At 61.2% G+C, this 15,878-nt stretch carries 12 protein-coding genes and 1 pseudogene; 3 read left to right on the forward strand and 10 right to left on the reverse strand.

Annotated elements, in window-relative coordinates; genetic code table 11:
- Window positions 1-96: 96 nt before the first annotated feature.
- The 3 genes and pseudogenes from ON753_RS01880 to ON753_RS01890 form a co-directional block, all read right to left on the reverse strand.
- On the reverse strand, window positions 97-1,122 hold the full coding sequence (locus tag ON753_RS01880) for a DctP family TRAP transporter solute-binding subunit (RefSeq protein WP_265960857.1): 1,026 nt from the start codon (window positions 1,120-1,122) through the stop codon (window positions 97-99).
- A 114-nt stretch (window positions 1,123-1,236) separates the two neighbouring features.
- The gene (locus ON753_RS01885; RefSeq protein ID WP_265960858.1) at window positions 1,237-1,731 is read right to left on the reverse strand and encodes an MlrC C-terminal domain-containing protein; all 495 of its coding nucleotides are present in this window, start codon (window positions 1,729-1,731) and stop codon (window positions 1,237-1,239) included.
- Window positions 1,688-2,773 (reverse strand): annotated as a pseudogene (locus tag ON753_RS01890) (M81 family metallopeptidase); the annotation flags it as partial. The pseudogene ON753_RS01890 and the gene ON753_RS01885, both read right to left, overlap by 44 nt.
- A gap of 241 nt (window positions 2,774-3,014) precedes the next feature.
- On the opposite strand from ON753_RS01890, the gene ON753_RS01895 reads away from it, so the two are divergent.
- Window positions 3,015-4,460, forward strand: coding sequence for an aldehyde dehydrogenase family protein (locus ON753_RS01895; RefSeq protein ID WP_265960859.1), 1,446 nt, complete (start codon window positions 3,015-3,017; stop codon window positions 4,458-4,460).
- Window positions 4,457-6,100 carry a GMC family oxidoreductase gene (locus ON753_RS01900; RefSeq protein ID WP_265960860.1) on the forward strand — a complete coding sequence of 548 codons (1,644 nt, stop codon included), beginning with the start codon at window positions 4,457-4,459 and terminating at the stop codon, window positions 6,098-6,100. Before ON753_RS01895 ends, ON753_RS01900 begins: the two co-directional genes overlap by 4 nt.
- 61 nt (window positions 6,101-6,161) lie before the next feature.
- Here the strand turns inward: ON753_RS01900 and ON753_RS01905 are convergent, their stop codons facing one another.
- Complete coding sequence (locus ON753_RS01905) at window positions 6,162-7,385, reverse strand: hypothetical protein (protein WP_265960861.1); 1,224 nt, start codon at window positions 7,383-7,385, stop codon at window positions 6,162-6,164.
- 226 nt (window positions 7,386-7,611) lie between these two features.
- On the opposite strand from ON753_RS01905, the gene ON753_RS01910 reads away from it, so the two are divergent.
- A complete protein-coding gene (locus ON753_RS01910) occupies window positions 7,612-8,298 on the forward strand; it encodes an MBL fold metallo-hydrolase (protein ID WP_265960862.1) in 687 nt (228 codons plus the stop codon).
- Between the two features lie 79 nt (window positions 8,299-8,377).
- Here the strand turns inward: ON753_RS01910 and ON753_RS01915 are convergent, their stop codons facing one another.
- The 6 genes from ON753_RS01915 to atzF all read right to left on the reverse strand — a co-directional run bounded on the left by ON753_RS01915 (window position 8,378) and on the right by atzF (window position 15,862).
- The gene (locus ON753_RS01915) at window positions 8,378-9,277 is read right to left on the reverse strand and encodes a GntR family transcriptional regulator (RefSeq protein ID WP_265960863.1); all 900 of its coding nucleotides are present in this window, start codon (window positions 9,275-9,277) and stop codon (window positions 8,378-8,380) included.
- A gap of 148 nt (window positions 9,278-9,425) precedes the next feature.
- Window positions 9,426-10,442: a zinc-binding alcohol dehydrogenase family protein gene (locus ON753_RS01920; RefSeq protein WP_265960864.1), complete on the reverse strand. Its 1,017-nt coding sequence runs from the start codon at window positions 10,440-10,442 to the stop codon at window positions 9,426-9,428.
- An 80-nt stretch (window positions 10,443-10,522) separates the two neighbouring features.
- Window positions 10,523-11,434: a sugar ABC transporter substrate-binding protein gene (locus ON753_RS01925; RefSeq protein WP_265960865.1), complete on the reverse strand. Its 912-nt coding sequence runs from the start codon at window positions 11,432-11,434 to the stop codon at window positions 10,523-10,525.
- Between the two features lie 78 nt (window positions 11,435-11,512).
- The gene (locus tag ON753_RS01930) at window positions 11,513-12,277 is read right to left on the reverse strand and encodes an ATP-binding cassette domain-containing protein (RefSeq protein ID WP_323054656.1); all 765 of its coding nucleotides are present in this window, start codon (window positions 12,275-12,277) and stop codon (window positions 11,513-11,515) included.
- Window positions 12,277-13,245, reverse strand: coding sequence for an ABC transporter permease (locus ON753_RS01935; RefSeq protein WP_323054664.1), 969 nt, complete (start codon window positions 13,243-13,245; stop codon window positions 12,277-12,279). Before ON753_RS01935 ends, ON753_RS01930 begins: the two co-directional genes overlap by 1 nt.
- 838 nt (window positions 13,246-14,083) lie before the next feature.
- On the reverse strand, window positions 14,084-15,862 hold the full coding sequence (gene atzF / locus ON753_RS01940; RefSeq protein ID WP_265960868.1) for an allophanate hydrolase: 1,779 nt from the start codon (window positions 15,860-15,862) through the stop codon (window positions 14,084-14,086).
- Between the last annotated feature and the right edge of the window lie 16 nt (window positions 15,863-15,878).

The following is a 15,878-nucleotide window of genomic DNA, read 5'->3' on the forward strand; positions in this document are numbered from 1 at the left end:
GCCCCGAGGAGAGTTCGGGGCGGCTGTTGGCACAGGATTGGGACCGTCGTGTCATACTGAACAAGAGTCCCATTCGGGGTACCCGCCGGCGCCTGATCAACGGCCGTAGAGCGCGGCCTCATGCTCTTTCGCCGTTTCAAGAAGGCTCTGGACGAGTTCCGCGCCCACCTGTTCGCGCAGGTACTCCAGCACGGGCTCCTGCGAGACAGCGGCGAACGCATCCTTTTCGGCCATTGTCGTCATGTGCACTTCGACGCCCTTCTCGCGGATGAGGTCGATGTACTTCTTCGCGCCGGCCAGTTTTTGCGTGTTCTCGACCCGTGCCGCCAGCGTTGCGGCTTCGAGAACGATGGCTTTCTGGTCGTCGGTCAGACCCTCAAAGAAGGTGTCACTGATGATGTAGGCATGCACGCCGAGGATATGCTCGTCGGTGGACATGTATTTCTGCACATCCATCAGATTGTAGTCATAGTTGACCTGTGCCGGGTTTTCCTGCCCGTCGATAACACCCTGTTTCGCGGCCATGATGATCTCGGAACCCGGCATCGGTGTCGCCGCGGCACCAAAGGACTCGACAAACCGGATAAAGACCGGACTTTCCATGACACGCATCTTGAGGCCCTTCAGATCTTCGGGCGTCCGGATCGGATGAACGTTGTTCGTAAAGTCGCGGAACCCGTTCTCACCCCAGGACATGACGCGGATTCCGGTCTCCTTTCGCATGTCTTCGGCCAGTTCACCGAAGAACGGGCTGTCGAAGACCGACCAGGCATGCACCGAAGACTTGAACAGGTAGGGGATCGACAGGACCTGGATATCCTCGTAGAAGCCGGCAAGTGCGCCGGTGTCAACGAGGCAGACCTCGACCGCACCCTGCTGAACCTGCTCGGCGCAGGCACGCTCTGCTCCAAGCTGAGCACTCGGGAACAGGTCGACAGTGATTGCACCTTCGGTCTTGTATTCGACGTGGTTCTTGAAAGCGAGGAGTGCATTCCACTCCGGATTGTCGCCCTGGGGCGCATTCATGCCGAACTTGATCTTTTCTGCGGCGACCGCGCTGCCGGCGGCCAGTGTGGCCGCGAACGCGACAACTGAAATCGCACCTTTCAACATCCGTTTCATGTCTTACTTTCCTTTCTCTGGAGCTCACTTTTGGTCAGTGATTCTATTGTTCAGTGCCCGGGCGACCTGACCGCACATCTTCAAGTGCGGTGAAAACCGTGCACCGGCATTCCGTCACAGGTCTTCGGGCACGTGCCATTCCACCTCTGCATCCAGAGGAAAGATCGGACGGCGGAAGTTCCTGAAATCGAACCGGTTCAGGATTGGAGAGGTCAGGCCGGGGACATCCACTTCGATGACCTGATCGGGACCGTAGAACTCGTCAAATCCGGCTCGAAAATGTCCGCGGGACTTGACGACGGCGGCCCGCGCCGCCCCGATGTCGATTCCCATCATTTCGAAGAAGATCGGATCAGCGCACTGGTTCCGGATCGAGATCACGACAACCTGGATTCCACCCAAGTCCAGCAGGACCGATCTTCCGAGGTTCATCCGGCGGCCTGCGTAAAATCCCCTGCGCCCGACGCAATCGCCATCGCGAATGCACAGGACACGTGCTTCGGCTACGAACCTTCTTGAGAACGAGATCCGGCTGGATCCGATTGAAGATCGCCGTGAAGCGCGCGCCCTCCCCGAGTTCGGCGGCCTCTGTGGCCAGAGCCGGGTCATTGATGACACCGACAATCACGCCCGTTGCTTTGGCGGCATGCAGAGCCTCGAGGATCCACATTGTGTTGCCGTTGCCGCCACCGCCGGGATTGTCGGAAACGTCCGCCAGGGCAACGGCTGGAAGATCCGGGTCGCGCGCCACTTCGAGCACACGGTTGACTGCCTCTTCGAGCGAGGTCAGCGCCGGGACGAACCGCTTGTGCTGAGACCATGCCATTTCCGCAATTTTTCTAGCCACGTCCTGGGCGGTGCCATTGGCACTCCGCGCAGTCACTATGATCGCCAACCCGTTCTTTGCAGTATCGGAATAGGCAAATCCGCCCAGGATCGACACATTGATAATGTCGTCATCCAGAAACCCCTGGCCATAGGTGACGATATCGGCATAGGGGCCGCGTTCGGTCAGCAGCGTGACGGTCGGTGGTGACACGGGGAGCCGGATGAAGGCGACATCCGGTTTCATTCCGCGAAGCAGGTCATGGAGAATGACCGCGGCGTCCTTGCCGCGCGCCAGCATGTCGACATGCGGATTGGTCTGATAGGAAACAATCGCATCGACCGAACGAACCATCTCTTCAGAAACGTTTCCATGAAGATCGAGCGTGGCGACGACCGGAACCTCGGCCCCGACGATGGACCGGACCATTGCGAAGATCTCGCCATCGGGGTCGTCCGATTCCGTAGTGATCATCGCGCCATGGTTCGAGATGTAGACCCCGTCCAGCGGTCCTGCGGCCTCGAGCCGGTCGCGCATTTCCTTCAATGTCGTTTCGAAGAACCTGTGGTCCAAAGGCCCGCCCGCCTCGACCAGACCGACCAGGATGGGAACCGGGGTCCACCCTCCGCTGTGGTCCATCTGCCAGGCAAAGCCGCGAATTTCGGTCGGGATTCCGGGATCGTTGCTGTGCAAGTCCTCGATGATCTCGTCACCGGCCAGAAAGACCCGGTTCAGGAAATCCTCTTCCGTAGTTACGGGGGCGAATCTATTGCTTTCCAGCATCAGGCCTAGGATCGCAATTCGCGGCTGGGAAGGGTCTTGCATGTCTTGAACTTCCTGTGCACTTGGTTGCCGCAAGTTAGTCGCGACGATGCACAGCCGGCCAATGCCAGGTGCGACTAGCGCGATGCACAGGAAGCATCAGGTGCCATTCGCGTGGGCAAGACATGCAAATGCGGCATGGACCTATTGGCAAAAGACATTCGCCACACGGCGCGCGCGCCTGATACCCCGATTGCTGTCCTCCGGACCATGAACATTGCGGGGGCATCAAGGCGAGGCAGCTATGACACGGGAAATCCGCCCCTACTGGCAGAACTTCATCGACGGGAACTGGGTGGACGGCGCCGATGGCAGCCGCATCACGGTGAGCGATCCGGCGACCGGGGAACCGATCGCCGAAGTTGCCAGAGCGCTGCCTGCGGATGTGGACAAGGCCGTTGCAGCTGCGCGCCGGTGTTTTGAGAGCCGAACTCTAAAGGACATGCGCCCGAACCATCGGGGCGATTTGATGCTCGAAGTGGCGGACCAGCTTGAACACCTCGCCGACGAAATCGCCACCCTCGAGTGTTTCGACAATGGCAAGACGCTGGCGGCGGGCAGGGCTGAAGTCGCACTGACCCAGCGATACCTGAGATACTACGGCGGCATGGCTGACAAACTTGAGGGCCGTCAGATCCCGCTTGGCGACGGTCTTCTCGACTATACGCTGCATGTGCCTTACGGCGTCTCGGCCCAAATCGTGCCCTGGAACGGGCCGCTGCCCGTCGGCGCGCGGTCGGTGGCCTGCGCCATTGTGACGGGAAACACCGTCGTTTTGAAATCGCCCGAGGATTCGCCGCTCAGCCTGTTTCTGTTCGCCGAAGCCTGCGAGCGCGCCGGGGTCCCCAGCGGTGCCGTAAACATCATCTGCGGCTATGGACATGATGCAGGTGCGGCGTTGGCGGCCCACGACGACGTCGACCACATCGTCTTCACCGGTTCGGTCGAAACCGGAAAGAGCATCCTTCGCTCCGCCGCGGAGCGGATAATCCCCTGCATCATGGAACTGGGCGGCAAATCCGGCGGCATTGTTCATGCCGACGCCGATCTTGACCGGACGGCCGCCAGCGCAGTCCGTGGCATCTTCCACCATTCCGGCCAGATCTGTTCCGCGGGTTCCCGGCTTATCGTTCACCGCTCGATCCATGACGAGCTGATGGACAAGATCGCCGGTCTGGCCACAAAGCGCTCCGTCGGGCCGGGAATTGATGGCTGCGACATGGGCCCGCTTATCTCCGCGCGGCAGCTGGAAAAGGTCGAGAGCCTGTGCCGTGCGGGTGTCGAGGAAGGGGCGACCCTTCTGCTGGGCGGGAGCCGCGTTCCCGGGCTTCCGGGACACTTCATGAGCCCGACGATTTTCACCGGCGTCCGACCCGACATGCGGATCGCTCAGGAAGAATTCTTCGGCCCTGTTCTCGTGGTCTTGCCGTTCGATTCGCCGGAAGAGGCGATTGCCATCGCCAACGGCACCGACTACGGGCTGGCCGCGGGCGTCTACACCCGCGACCTGCGACTGGCACACTGGACCGCCGATCGTCTCGTTGCCGGACAGGTTTACGTCAACGAATGGTGGGCCGGTGGCGTCGAGACGCCCTTCGGGGGGATGAAACGTTCGGGCTATGGACGCGAAAAAGGCCAGGAGGCCCTGTTGGGCTACGTTCAGACCAAGAACGTCGGGATCCGTCTGTGATCACGCCGCGGGTCTTCGACTATCTCATCATCGGAGCGGGCTCTGCCGGATCGGTGGTGGCCGGCCGCCTTTCGGAACAGTACCCGGGAACGATATGCGTTCTGGAGGCCGGACCGAGCGACCGGCACCCGTCGATCCACGTTCCTGCGGCGGTTGTCTATGCCCTCGGCAATCCGAAGATCAACTGGATGTATCCGACCCTTCCGCACTGGGGGACGGCGGGACGTGAATTGATCCAGTCCCGCGGAAAAACGCTCGGGGGTTCGGGATCCATCAACGGCCATGTCTACACGCGCGGGCACCGGAGCGACTTCGACAATTGGGCTGCGATGGGAAATCCGGGCTGGAGCTATGCTGACGTCCTGCCCTACTTCCGCAGGAATGAGACCTGCATAGGCATCGGCAGCGAACTCTATCGCGGCCGGGAGGGTCCGTTCACCATTACCGCCATGGACGAGCCCGACCCGCTGGCCGAGGCCTTCATGGATGCCGCCGAGACGCTCGGCATACCGCGCAACGCCGATTACAACGGTGAAGAGCAGGACGGAATTTCCTACGTCCAGCGTTCGATTCATCGCGGTCGACGGGTCAGTCCGGCACGTGCTTTCCTCTATCCGGCCATGCGGCGCGGCAATACCGAAGTGCTGACGGGCGCACTGGTCACGCGGCTCCTCTTCGAAGGGCGCCGGGCTGTCGGGGCCGTCTTCATCCGCGACGGGGTCGAACATACGATACGTGCGCGCAAGGAGGTCATCCTCAGCGCCGGAGCGATTGCAACGCCCCAACTCCTGCAGATCTCGGGTATCGGATCTCCCGATCTTCTCGCGAAACTCGGAGTGCCTGCCGTGCATGCGCTGCCTGGTGTCGGCGAGAACCTCAGCGACCACTATGCTGCACGGATCGTCCTCAAGATACGCGGCGCGACAAGCGTCAACCAGCGAACGAGAGGCCTGCCTCTTGTTGCCGAGCTCTTGCGCTATGCAGCGTTCCGGCGGGGAGCGCTCACGCTTTCTCCGACCCTCGTCTACTGCTTCTGGAAATCGCAATCCTGGCAACCCTTTGGCGACATCCAGGTATCCTTTACGCCGGCGAGCTATCCGTCCGGCATCTGGTCCGGGCTGGACAGATTTCCCGGTGCGACGATGGCGTGTTGGCAGCAACGCCCGAAGAGCCGCGGACATGTGCGCGCATTGTCGCCGGACGTCCGCGTCAAACCGGAGTTTTTCCCGAACTACCTTGGTGAAGAGGACGACCGGAGATCCATCGTCTGTGCGATGCGTCTCGCGCGGCGGATCGCAAGGCAGCCTGCCTTCGCGCGCTTCGTCGAGGAAGAACACTGGCCCGGCCCGGCGGTGGATGATGATGCGGCGTTGCTTGACCATGCCCGCGAGACGGGAAACACCACCTATCATCCCATCGGGACGTGCCGGATGGGGCCGGGAGATCACCCGTCCAGCGTCGTCGACCCGCAGCTCAGGGTCCACGGGATTGACGCCTTGCGGGTTGCCGACTGTTCGGTAATCCCCGAGATGCTCGCGGCCAACACCAATGCGGCCGCGCTTCTGATTGGCGAGAAAGCGGCAGATTTCGTTCTGGGCCGGCCGCCTCTTGCACCTGCAGATCTGTGGCGCGCGGACTGAACGACTTCTGGCCCCGTTGTCGTGGAGCCCAGTGCCTGCCGATCTGCCGATACGAGAGCAGTCACGGCCACTTGTGAAGCCCGGTGCCGTGTCCGGCACTGTGACCGCCTTTGATATTCCCGAGTACGGTTCCCTTAGGTTGCGGAACATAGCGGATCATCTTGAGCTCGGCTTGCGAAATACCTTCCTTCCTGGCGTATTCGCGCACGAGCTGTTCTCCCGCCTCGTGCCTGGCCTCCTGGCTTATCGCCTTGCTTCCAGCCGCGCGCAGTGCCTTCATTCCGGCGCCGACGCCAACGACGACCAACACGGCCTCGGCCACTTGCCCGGCGGTCTCGGCCACCCTCAGGATCGAAACCGCCGTTTCGGCACCGCCGATTGTCTTGCTGACGTGGTCTGAAAGCAGGCGCGCATTGTGCTCAACAAGGTGCGCGGCGACCAGCAGATAGACCTGTGCCTTTTTGACGTCGCCACCGGCATTCGCTTCCCACGCCTTCATTCTCAACTTGTGAGGGCGCTCCCAGATTGAAAAATCGGGGAAACTGGTTCCGCCCATCCAGTCCGCCACCCTTGCGACACCGGGTGCGGCGCTATGGCGGTTGCGCATGATCTGCGTGTGCAGCGCCCAGCCGTTGTCGTACTGGGTGTCGAAGCGCTCAAAGGCGCGCTTGAACTTCGTTTGGACATGTCCGGTGAGCACGGCACGATAGTAGCCGGCGCCCAGCATGGTCGTATCAAGCAATTCCTCCCGGTCGATGATCGCGTCGTCGGTCTCGATCGTATCGCCGTCGCGGCCGAGGGAGAACCAGAACTCCCACCTGGTGGGATCGGGTCCCTGCGCCGACCACGGCTGGCTCAACCGCAACCATACTCCCTTGGAATTGAGGATTTCGCGCACTTTCACGAGATAGTCGGCTTCATCAGGATTATTGGTGCGCGGAACCAGGGCATCGGCAGTCAGCATCTTGTTGTGATCGACGCGGATATACCCGTCGCCTGCCGACACTCTGATCCGTTTGTCGAGTATCCGGTAGGCCTTCCGCTCCTTCGCCCGGTCACGCAAGACCAGGTTGCCGGAGCGCGCAATCACCGCCGCCTTCATGGCCTTTCTGTAGGCGTCCTCGTACATCGGGTTGAGGACCGCCGCGTCGAGTACCTTCTGAATCTGCGCGACCTGATCTTTTGAAAGCAGTCGCGCAAGGTGGGGCACCGTTTCGATAAGCGTTTCCGCGTCCGGCGCTCCCAGCTCCTTGGCCTTTCGGCGATTTCCTGCTTCGTCTCCCACGGCGCTTACCTCCGGCGGACAGGATGCTTCGGTGGCTTTGCAGCGCACGGAATGCATCGACACATGAGCTGTCCGATTTGATGGTGTTCAACGCGGTGAGTATGCCATGCCAGCCGTCTTCGCGCCTGTGCTGGTGATCACAGTGCTCACGCGTTACTGCCCAAGCTTGCCAGCGGGCCAATATTGAGCATAGTCGAAACAACTCCAGCCGAAGAGGGAAAGCAAAGTGGTCCCGCAATACGAAATCCTCGTGGAAGGCTCGAGCGTCGCATTCCAGGGTGGTTTCTTCGGTATCTCCACGATCGTGCTGATCAGGTCCGGCGCGACGCTGGCGCTCTTTGACTGCGGCCACGGGGTGACGCGAAAACTCCTGCTTGATGCCCTGCAGCACCGCGGCCTGGCCCCGAAAGACATTGATCTGGTAATTCTGTCCCACGGCCATTTCGACCATGTCCTGAACCTTGATCTTTTTCCTGAAGTCCCGGTCGTCCTCAGCCGCGACGAATACGATTACATCCAGGCGCCCTTCGAGAGCGACTGGGTCACACCGCGCCTCCTGCCCATGCTGCTCGAAGGCCGCGAACTGCGCCTCACCGCGGGCGAGGAAGAAATTCTGCCCGGTGTTACCGCCTTCCCGACCCCCGGTCATGCTCCCGGGCATATCTCGCTGGAGCTTCCCTCCCCCGAAGGACCCGTCGTGCTCGCCGCCGACGCGCTCAAGACGGCACGCGAGGCCTCGACCGGCATTCCCGATCTTGAGTTCGATCCGGAAAAACGCGGCAAGAAATCGCTACAGGACGTCCTGCGTCGCGGCCGCATCATCGTTCCCGGCCATTTCCCGACGATCCGGACGGACGAGGACGGCAGGATCTCATGGACCGGCATTCAGGAGATGCCATTGCTGTTCCGGTGAGAGAGGGCTCGATGGATGACCTCGTGCAGACCTCCGGACGCAGACCGGCATCCTGTCCGTGAATCGAAGGCGACGAGGGTCACGACACCTGTTCCTGTTGTGTCGTTGCATTGATGAGCGTCTGCTTGGCGGAGGCGAGATGTGCGCTGCAGGCTTTCTCGATTCTTGCGGCGCTGCGGCTCTTGAGGGCCTGGATATAGCGAAGATGTTCGCGGACCGCGACTTCGTTACGGCTACGCTCGTCCTTCTTGTTCCACTGATAGTGATAGTGAAAGATCAGGCTGATGATGTCGTAAAAGTCATCGATGAACCGGTTTGGCGAAGCTGAATTGATAAGCCGGTGAAACCGGTTGTCGAGATCGGAGAAATCGTGGAATTTCTCGGCAATGTCGGCAAGGAGATCCGTATGCTCCTTTTCCAGCAACTCGATCTGCCGCCACAGCGGCGACTGCCGTGGCAGAGCGCCGAAAGCCAAGGCCGAACGCAACTCGAACATTTCGCGGATTTCGAATAGCTCCAGTGCGAATTCGGGGGTGAATCCCTTGAACAGCCAGCCCGCGTTCGGGCGCTTTTCGATGAGGCCGTAATGCTGAAACCGGTTCAGGAATTCGCGGATGGCGGAAGTCGCCACGCCGAACCGGCGCGCAAGCTCCAGTTCGTTGAACGACGCGCCGGAACCCAGATTGTCCCGCAACGTCCACTCCATGAACTGCCTTTCGATGTGAGCGGACGTGGAAAGGGTTTCGGTTTCGGGAAAGGGTTTGGCAATCGGTCTTCGCACCAGCCGGCGTTGCCGATTGCTCGTGACAACGAGTCCCTGGCTTTCCAACTCGGAGAGGACCTTGCGGACCGTGGTGCGGCTGACGCCCAGGCTTTGCGAAAGCACGACTTCGGAGGGAAACAGATCCTCGCTGCCCAATGCTGACAAGACGTCGAGGGTTTCGTTGAAGGCCCGTTTGAAAACGGAATCGGTTTTCATCTTATCCCCCGGCAACTGACCCGCGCGCCGGACAGCTTGGACGCCGCCAGGTTATCGGCACGCTGACAAGAAGTGGAAACACTTTCTTACACAACAGGAACCGGGACGGCAAAAAACCTGCTGGACCGATCTGTTGGGCGGGCCGGGCCTAGTCGATCGATATGACCGCCTTGATGAGGCCCGCCTTGTCCCGGGCCCACAATGGCAGGTCGGCAACCGATGCCTCCAGGCTTGTTCGATGGCTGATCAGACTGCCGACCGGAATCGCGCCGCCCCGTATCTGGGCCATGACATGTGTGAAGTCTTCGCCGGTTGCGTTGCGGCTTGCCAGGAGCGTCATTTCCCTGCGGTGAAAATCCGGGTCCGAAAAACAGATTTCCGCGTCCAGGACGCCTACGAAAATCAACCGTCCGCCATGGGCGACATAGCTGAAGCTTGCTTCCATGGAGTGTTTGTTGCCGGTGGCGTCGAAAACGACGTCAAAGCCTTCGCCATCGGTTGCAGCCAGGGCAGCATCAGCCGGGGACGTGCCGTTCGGGACTTCAATGGCCTTGCCGCCGGTAATCGACGCGATCGTCCTCATTCGCTCCACGTCGAGATCGAGGACCGAGACGTCGCCGCCGGCAATGCGCGCAAACATCGTCGTGCCCACTCCTATGGGTCCCGTCCCGACGACAAGAACCCTTTCACCTTTCGCCACCCCGGCCCTTCGAACGGCATGAGCCCCGATCGCCAGGAATTCGACTGAGGCACACGCGTCCACGGAAAGGCCATCGCCACGGATGAGATTGTCCGGCGGCAGGCACAGGAGTTCAGTCATGCCCCCGTCCTGGTGAACGCCCAGCACGGAGAGCCTGGTGCAGCAGTTCGGTCTGTCATTGCGGCAGGAAATGCAGGATCCGCAGGACAGGTAAGGATTGACGGCGCAGATTTCGCCCGCCTTGAAGCCACTACCCGCGGGTGCATCGACCACTTCCACCGCAAGTTCATGCCCCATCACCCTCGGATAGTTGAGGAACGGGTGCTTGCCTTCGAAGATATGATAGTCGGTCCCGCAGATGCCGATGCGGCGCGGACGTACAAGGACCTGCCCGTCCGCGGGAACAGGCGGCGGAATGTGCTGTAATTCCAGAGTTCCCGGTTGCGTGCAAACGAGCGCGTCCACGATTTTAGTACTCCAACTGCTTCAAGAGACTGTATCGGTCGAGGTGCGGGGCCGGGCGCGAGTCCGGCCCCGCGGGGCGACTACATAAAGTCCTTCATATTGTCTTTCGTGACCAGGGCCGAACCGGAATCGATCAGGTTTTCGACCGGCTCACCTTTGATGGATTTCACCAGGGCTTCAACACCGTATTTGGCCATGTTGAAGGGAAACTGGGCGACCGACGCATCCTCGATGCCGGCTTCCATAGCTTCGGCCTCGCCGCAGCAGAAGTCAAAACCGACCAGGATCACATGGTGATCCAGTTTTGCGTTCTTGATCGCCTGGGCAGCCCCGGCCGCAGCGGGACCGCATGCCGAGTAGATTGCGGTAACACCTGGGTTTGCCGTCAGGATGTCCTCAGCCACGTTGATCCCGAGCTCTTCGGTGCAGTTGGTCGTTCCGCGGCCGACGATCTCGACTTTCACGCCGGACAATTCCGCCAACATGCCGTCCACGCGCTCGTCCAGTGCCGGGACGCCGGGAACGCCCTCGAGGATGCCAAGCGTGTCACCGTCCTTCAGGACGGTCTTCAGATAGCCGCCGGCGGTCCTGCCTGCCTCGTAGTTGTTCGTGGTTGCCAGCGCCGTGCGCCCTTCCCAGTCGGGAATGCTGTTGTCCATGAGAACCACCTTGACCACTTGCGCAATGGCCTTGTCGAGCGTGGTGGCCACGGTAGGGTCGACGGGCGTGATGGCGATGCCTTGTACGCCCTGGGTCACCATGGACTCGATCAACGCGATTTGGCCCTCGATGTCGGTCGCCGAAGCCCCCTGACCGAAGACGATGTCCAGGCCCCCGCTTTCCGCGGCATAGGCTTTTGCGCCGTCTTCCATGGTGGCAAAGAAAGGGACCGGAAACTTGGTGATAAATCCGATCTTGATATTCTCCGCCAAGGCCGGAGCGGCCGAAACCGCGGCAATGAGGGCTCCTGCGAGTGCTGCTTTCAGTTTCATCATTTCCTCCCGATTTTGATCGCTCAGATGACAAAGCGATCGTCCATCCGATGTGCTGTCTCCCGACAGCGCATCGGTCTACCTTTCAGCGCCAACGATCATGGAGACCAGTTCCTGCTGGTTCTGCCGCGTTGGCCTGAGTTCGCCGACCTTGTTTCCCTGGCGCAGCACAACGGCGCGGTCGGCCAGTTCGACCACGTGTTCCATGTTGTGCGTTATCAGGATCAGGGCGTTGCCTTCGTCTCGAAGCTGCCGGATGAGATCGAGCACCTTGCGCGCTTCACGCAGGCCGAGAGCTGCCGTCGGTTCATCCAGTATGACGATCTTGCGGGCGAAAACCGTGGCTCGAGCCACCGCGATCGCCTGGCGTTGTCCTCCGGACATCAGGGCGACCGGTGCATCCAGCTTCGGCAGCCTGACCTTGAGCCGGTCAATGATCCCAGCCGCCTCCCTGTCCATCGCCGCCTTGTTGAGAAAGCGCATGCCGCGAGGCAACCACGCGGGGTAGGCAATCTCCCGCCCGCAAAAGAAATTCTGCGCCGGCGTCAGATTGTCGAACAGCGCAAGGTCCTGATAGACGGTTTCGATACCGGCCTGACGGGCTGCTGCCGGGGAGTGAAGGGCCGCGGGTTTTCCGTCGATCAGAATCTCCCCCTCGTCGAGCTGATGAACCCCGCTGATGCATTTGATCAGCGTCGATTTTCCTGCGCCATTGTCGCCGAGGAGTGCGAGAACCTCTCCGGCGTAGGCTTCAAGGCCGACGCCCTTGAGGGCCTGGACCGCGCCAAACCGCTTGACCGCGTGGCATACCGCAAGCACCGGGCGTTTGGTCATGGGGGTCATCAGCGCGCCCCCGTTGCCTGGAGGGCGCGGGTCCGCGCTTCCAGGTGGCCGCGCAGGACGTCGGCTTCGACGGCCAGGAGGATGATCGCGCCAATGGCAATCATCTGAAAGAACACGTTCACGTTCATAAGATTGAGCGCGTTGCGAAGAACGCCAATCATCACGGCACCGATGAGTGCGTGACCGAGGTGGCCGCGCCCTCCCAGGAAACTCGCGCCGCCGATGATCACGGCCGCGATCGTGTCGAGTTCCAGAAGATTGCCATAGAGAGGCGAGCTGGCTTGCGTGCGTGCCGAAAGAACGATGGCACCGATACCGGCACACAGGCCGGCCAGGACGTAGGTGGAGACCAGGACCGGCCTGACCGGAATTCCCATCTGAACGGCCGACTCCGGCTTGCCGCCGACGGCATAGATCCACCGCCCCCAGACCATGCCCTTGGTCATGACCAGCACCAGCACCGCAACGCCCAACACCACGAAGAAGGAACCGGGCAAGCCCAGGATTTCGCTGCTGCCGAGGGCGACAATGCCATCGGGCATGCCGCGCATCGTCGTGTGATTTACCGAAAACTGAAGAGCGAGCCCCCGACAGATGCTCAAGGTCGCCAGGGTGATGATGAAAGCGTGAGGAAGACGCCCGTAGACATAGCCGATACCATTGAACGCTCCGACGGTAACGGCTGAAAGCAACATCGCCCCCATAACCAGAACCGTTGAATCCGTGACGCGGAATACCAGTCCGCCGACCACGGTGGCCAAGGCAAGGTTGGCCCCGACGGAGAGGTCGATGCCCCTGGTCAGGATGACGAGATGCTGTCCGATCGCGACGATCGCGATGACGGACGTCTGAGCCATGATGTTGCTGATGTTCCCCAGCTTGAGGAAATTGGGGGTCAGAAGACTTGCTCCGGCAATCAGTGCAATCAGGATCAGCAGTGGTCCAAAGCCGAGAAGCGCGAGAGCCAACGATACCGACCGGGCGCCACTGCGCGTGTCCAGCGCAGCAATTCGCCCGGCCTTCGCCTCCCTCACGCGTTCAGTGGAGTCCGTCAATGCCTTCTCCCAATTAATAATATTAGTTATGTTTCTTATCGTTAAAAAGACATCACAGGCCGATGCCGTCAAGCGGAAAAATCTTTTGCTCGCCTCGTCGATATTTTATCGAGTTATTACAGTAAATTAGCTAAAACACCTGGGGCGGAGTTTTCCTCCGGTGCGATCTCCCAAGGCGTCGGCTCGATTGCTTATTGGGTGGTTGAAAGGTCGCCGGGACCGGCATCCTGCTCCTGGATTGGGAGGAGTTCAGAATAAATATTACTGATAATATTATTCGACCGCGTTCTCCAACCCCTCTGTCCACGGGCGTCGACGTTCCGGGGAAATCCGGGTGTTCGGCGGCTCCACCTTGCTTTTCGTAACGGCAGGGACGAGCTTTCATGGTCCGGGAAAATGACTTCGAACCGGTCTCCAATGGACCAGCGGGCATTCGGCAGGCGAGATACGCATCGATCGCATGGCCGAAGCGATGAACTGCGACAAGATGCTGATGTGGCGGGGGTGTTCGGAACCGACAAGACGCAGATGTGGAAGAGAGCCGGCCGGCGTGGTGCGCGGCCAGTCGATCGAAAATCCCGACGGGGGCTCGCGCATCACGTGTACGGCGCAGAAAATGGACATGCCGTGTCGGGCGCTTCGCTTCGACGTCGAAGCGGGTTGCGCGGGGGCAACATGAGGAATGGTGGGTCCGCATGTTGCTCCTGTCCGCTCCACGGGCGACCGACGTGGGTGCTCCGGGCCTGCTCGGCTACGACGAGAGGTAGTCTCGCCATGAGCCGAAACGCGTAATCTCGGTGGCGCCTTCAACTGCATAAGCTTCGCAAAGGAAGCCGTTGACGCGGCTTCCGTCGTCGAGCTTGACAGTGCCGATGCAGAGCGGCTCCGGAATACCTGACATGAAGCTGCCGAAGTGTTCGCTCGGCATCGCCCAGACTTCCAGCGAGACGGCCGCGCCCGACGCGCCCGGTTCGTGGACAAGTCCCGGCCGCTTCGGCGGCTCTCCGGCCAGCGCGAAGAAGCGGTATTCCGGTGAAGTCCGGCAGGCCTTGACGAAGCGGGCACCGCGCGATGTCAGCTCGTGGTTCAGGGGAAGGCCCGACATATGCGCGCCGCACACCGCAATCGAGATCTCTCCACTGCCTGCTTCGACTTCGGGCTGCGGTGCTGTCGGACGGGGCAAGCCGGTCGCGCCGAGGCTTCCAGTTTCCAGCAATGCTGCCAGCGATGCTGCAGCGGCATCGTCGCCGGTCCGTGCAAGGATCGTGACACTGCCCGGTCGCCCGTCGGCGCGCGTTCCGGCGGGGACCGCAATACCGCACATGTCGAGAAGGTTCACGAAATTGGTATAGGTGCCGAGGCGGGAATTCGGTCCGACCGGATCGGCGCCAATGTCGGCAAGCGACACGAAGGTCGGGATGGTCGGAACGCAGAGGAGATCAATGCCCGCCAGCGCCTCTTCGCAGCGACGGCGCAGGTCCTGCAGCCGATAGATGCCCCGGAAAGCGTCGACGGCAGAGAGCTTCAGGCCGCCCTCAATGATCTTGCGTGTCGTGGGATGCAGCGTTTCAGGTGCCGAAACCAGGCGATCGCCGACCGCAGCTGTCCTTTCGGCAACCCAGGCACCCTCGTAGAGCATCTCCGCGACATCGAAGAACGGACGGAAGTCGATTTCGCGAACAACGGCTCCCTGGGTTCGCAAATCCGTAACCGTTGCGCGGAAGTGGTCCGCCTGCAGCTTGTCGCCGAAGGTTTCCAGACTGCTTTCATCGGGAACCGCGACCTGGACTGCGGGCGCGGGCCGCGAAAGGCGCCGCTGCGGCAGCGGCCGCGCATAGGCGTCGGCCGGATCGTATTCGGCAACAGTCTCCAAGACGCTCCATGCGTCGGCTACCGTCAGCGCAAAGATGGAGATCGTGTCGAGCGTCCTGCATGCCGGCACGACGCCGGATGCCGACAGCATACCGAGCGTTGGTTTCAGGCCGACGATATTGTTGAGTGCCGCCGGCACGCGGCCCGAGCCGGCTGTATCCGTTCCCAGCGAGAAGGGAACGATGCCCCTGGCGACGGCCACCGCCGATCCGGAAGACGATCCGCCGGGCACGATGTCAGGGTCCAGGGCATTGCGCGGCACCGGATGAGGCGTGCGGACACCGACGAGCCCGGTCGCGAATTGGTCGAGATTGGTCTTGCCGAGGCAGATCGCCCCAGCCCGTCTGAGGAGACTGATAACGAAGGCGTCTTCTTCGGGCAGGTAGGCGAAATCCGGGCAGGCGGCCGTCGTCGGCATGCCGCGCACGTCGATATTGTCCTTGGCCACATAAGGTATGCCCCAGAGCGGCCGTCCATCCGGCTGGCCGAGCGCCCTTGCCTGCGCCAGAGCCTCTTCCCTTGCTTCATGGAGGAAAATGCCAGGATCGTCAGCGGCATGCAGCCGGCGAAATGCCTCTGCTACGACCGCCTCCGGCGCGATGCCCTCGGCATAGGCACGGCGAAGCGAATCGAGCGTGAAGGGAAGCTCCGAAATCATGCGGTGTCCTTTGGTT

This window comes from Roseibium salinum (assembly GCF_026240905.1).
GTDB classification, from domain to species: domain Bacteria; phylum Pseudomonadota; class Alphaproteobacteria; order Rhizobiales; family Stappiaceae; genus Roseibium; species Roseibium salinum.

Bases quoted from the DNA above. Each gene is read 5' to 3' on its own strand.
- ON753_RS01930 (WP_323054656.1), bottom strand. From the start codon at position 12,277: ATGACCCCCATGACCAAACGCCCGGTGCTTGCGGTATGCCACGCGGTC.
- ON753_RS01925 (WP_265960865.1), bottom strand. From the start codon at position 11,434: ATGAAACTGAAAGCAGCACTCGCAGGAGCCCTCATTGCCGCGGTTTCG.
- atzF (WP_265960868.1), bottom strand. From the start codon at position 15,862: ATGATTTCGGAGCTTCCCTTCACGCTCGATTCGCTTCGCCGTGCCTAT.
- ON753_RS01915 (WP_265960863.1), bottom strand. From the start codon at position 9,277: ATGAAAACCGATTCCGTTTTCAAACGGGCCTTCAACGAAACCCTCGAC.
- ON753_RS01895 (WP_265960859.1), top strand. From the start codon at position 3,015: ATGACACGGGAAATCCGCCCCTACTGGCAGAACTTCATCGACGGGAAC.
- ON753_RS01885 (WP_265960858.1), bottom strand. From the start codon at position 1,731: ATGACCCGGCTCTGGCCACAGAGGCCGCCGAACTCGGGGAGGGCGCGC.
- ON753_RS01880 (WP_265960857.1), bottom strand. From the start codon at position 1,122: ATGAAACGGATGTTGAAAGGTGCGATTTCAGTTGTCGCGTTCGCGGCC.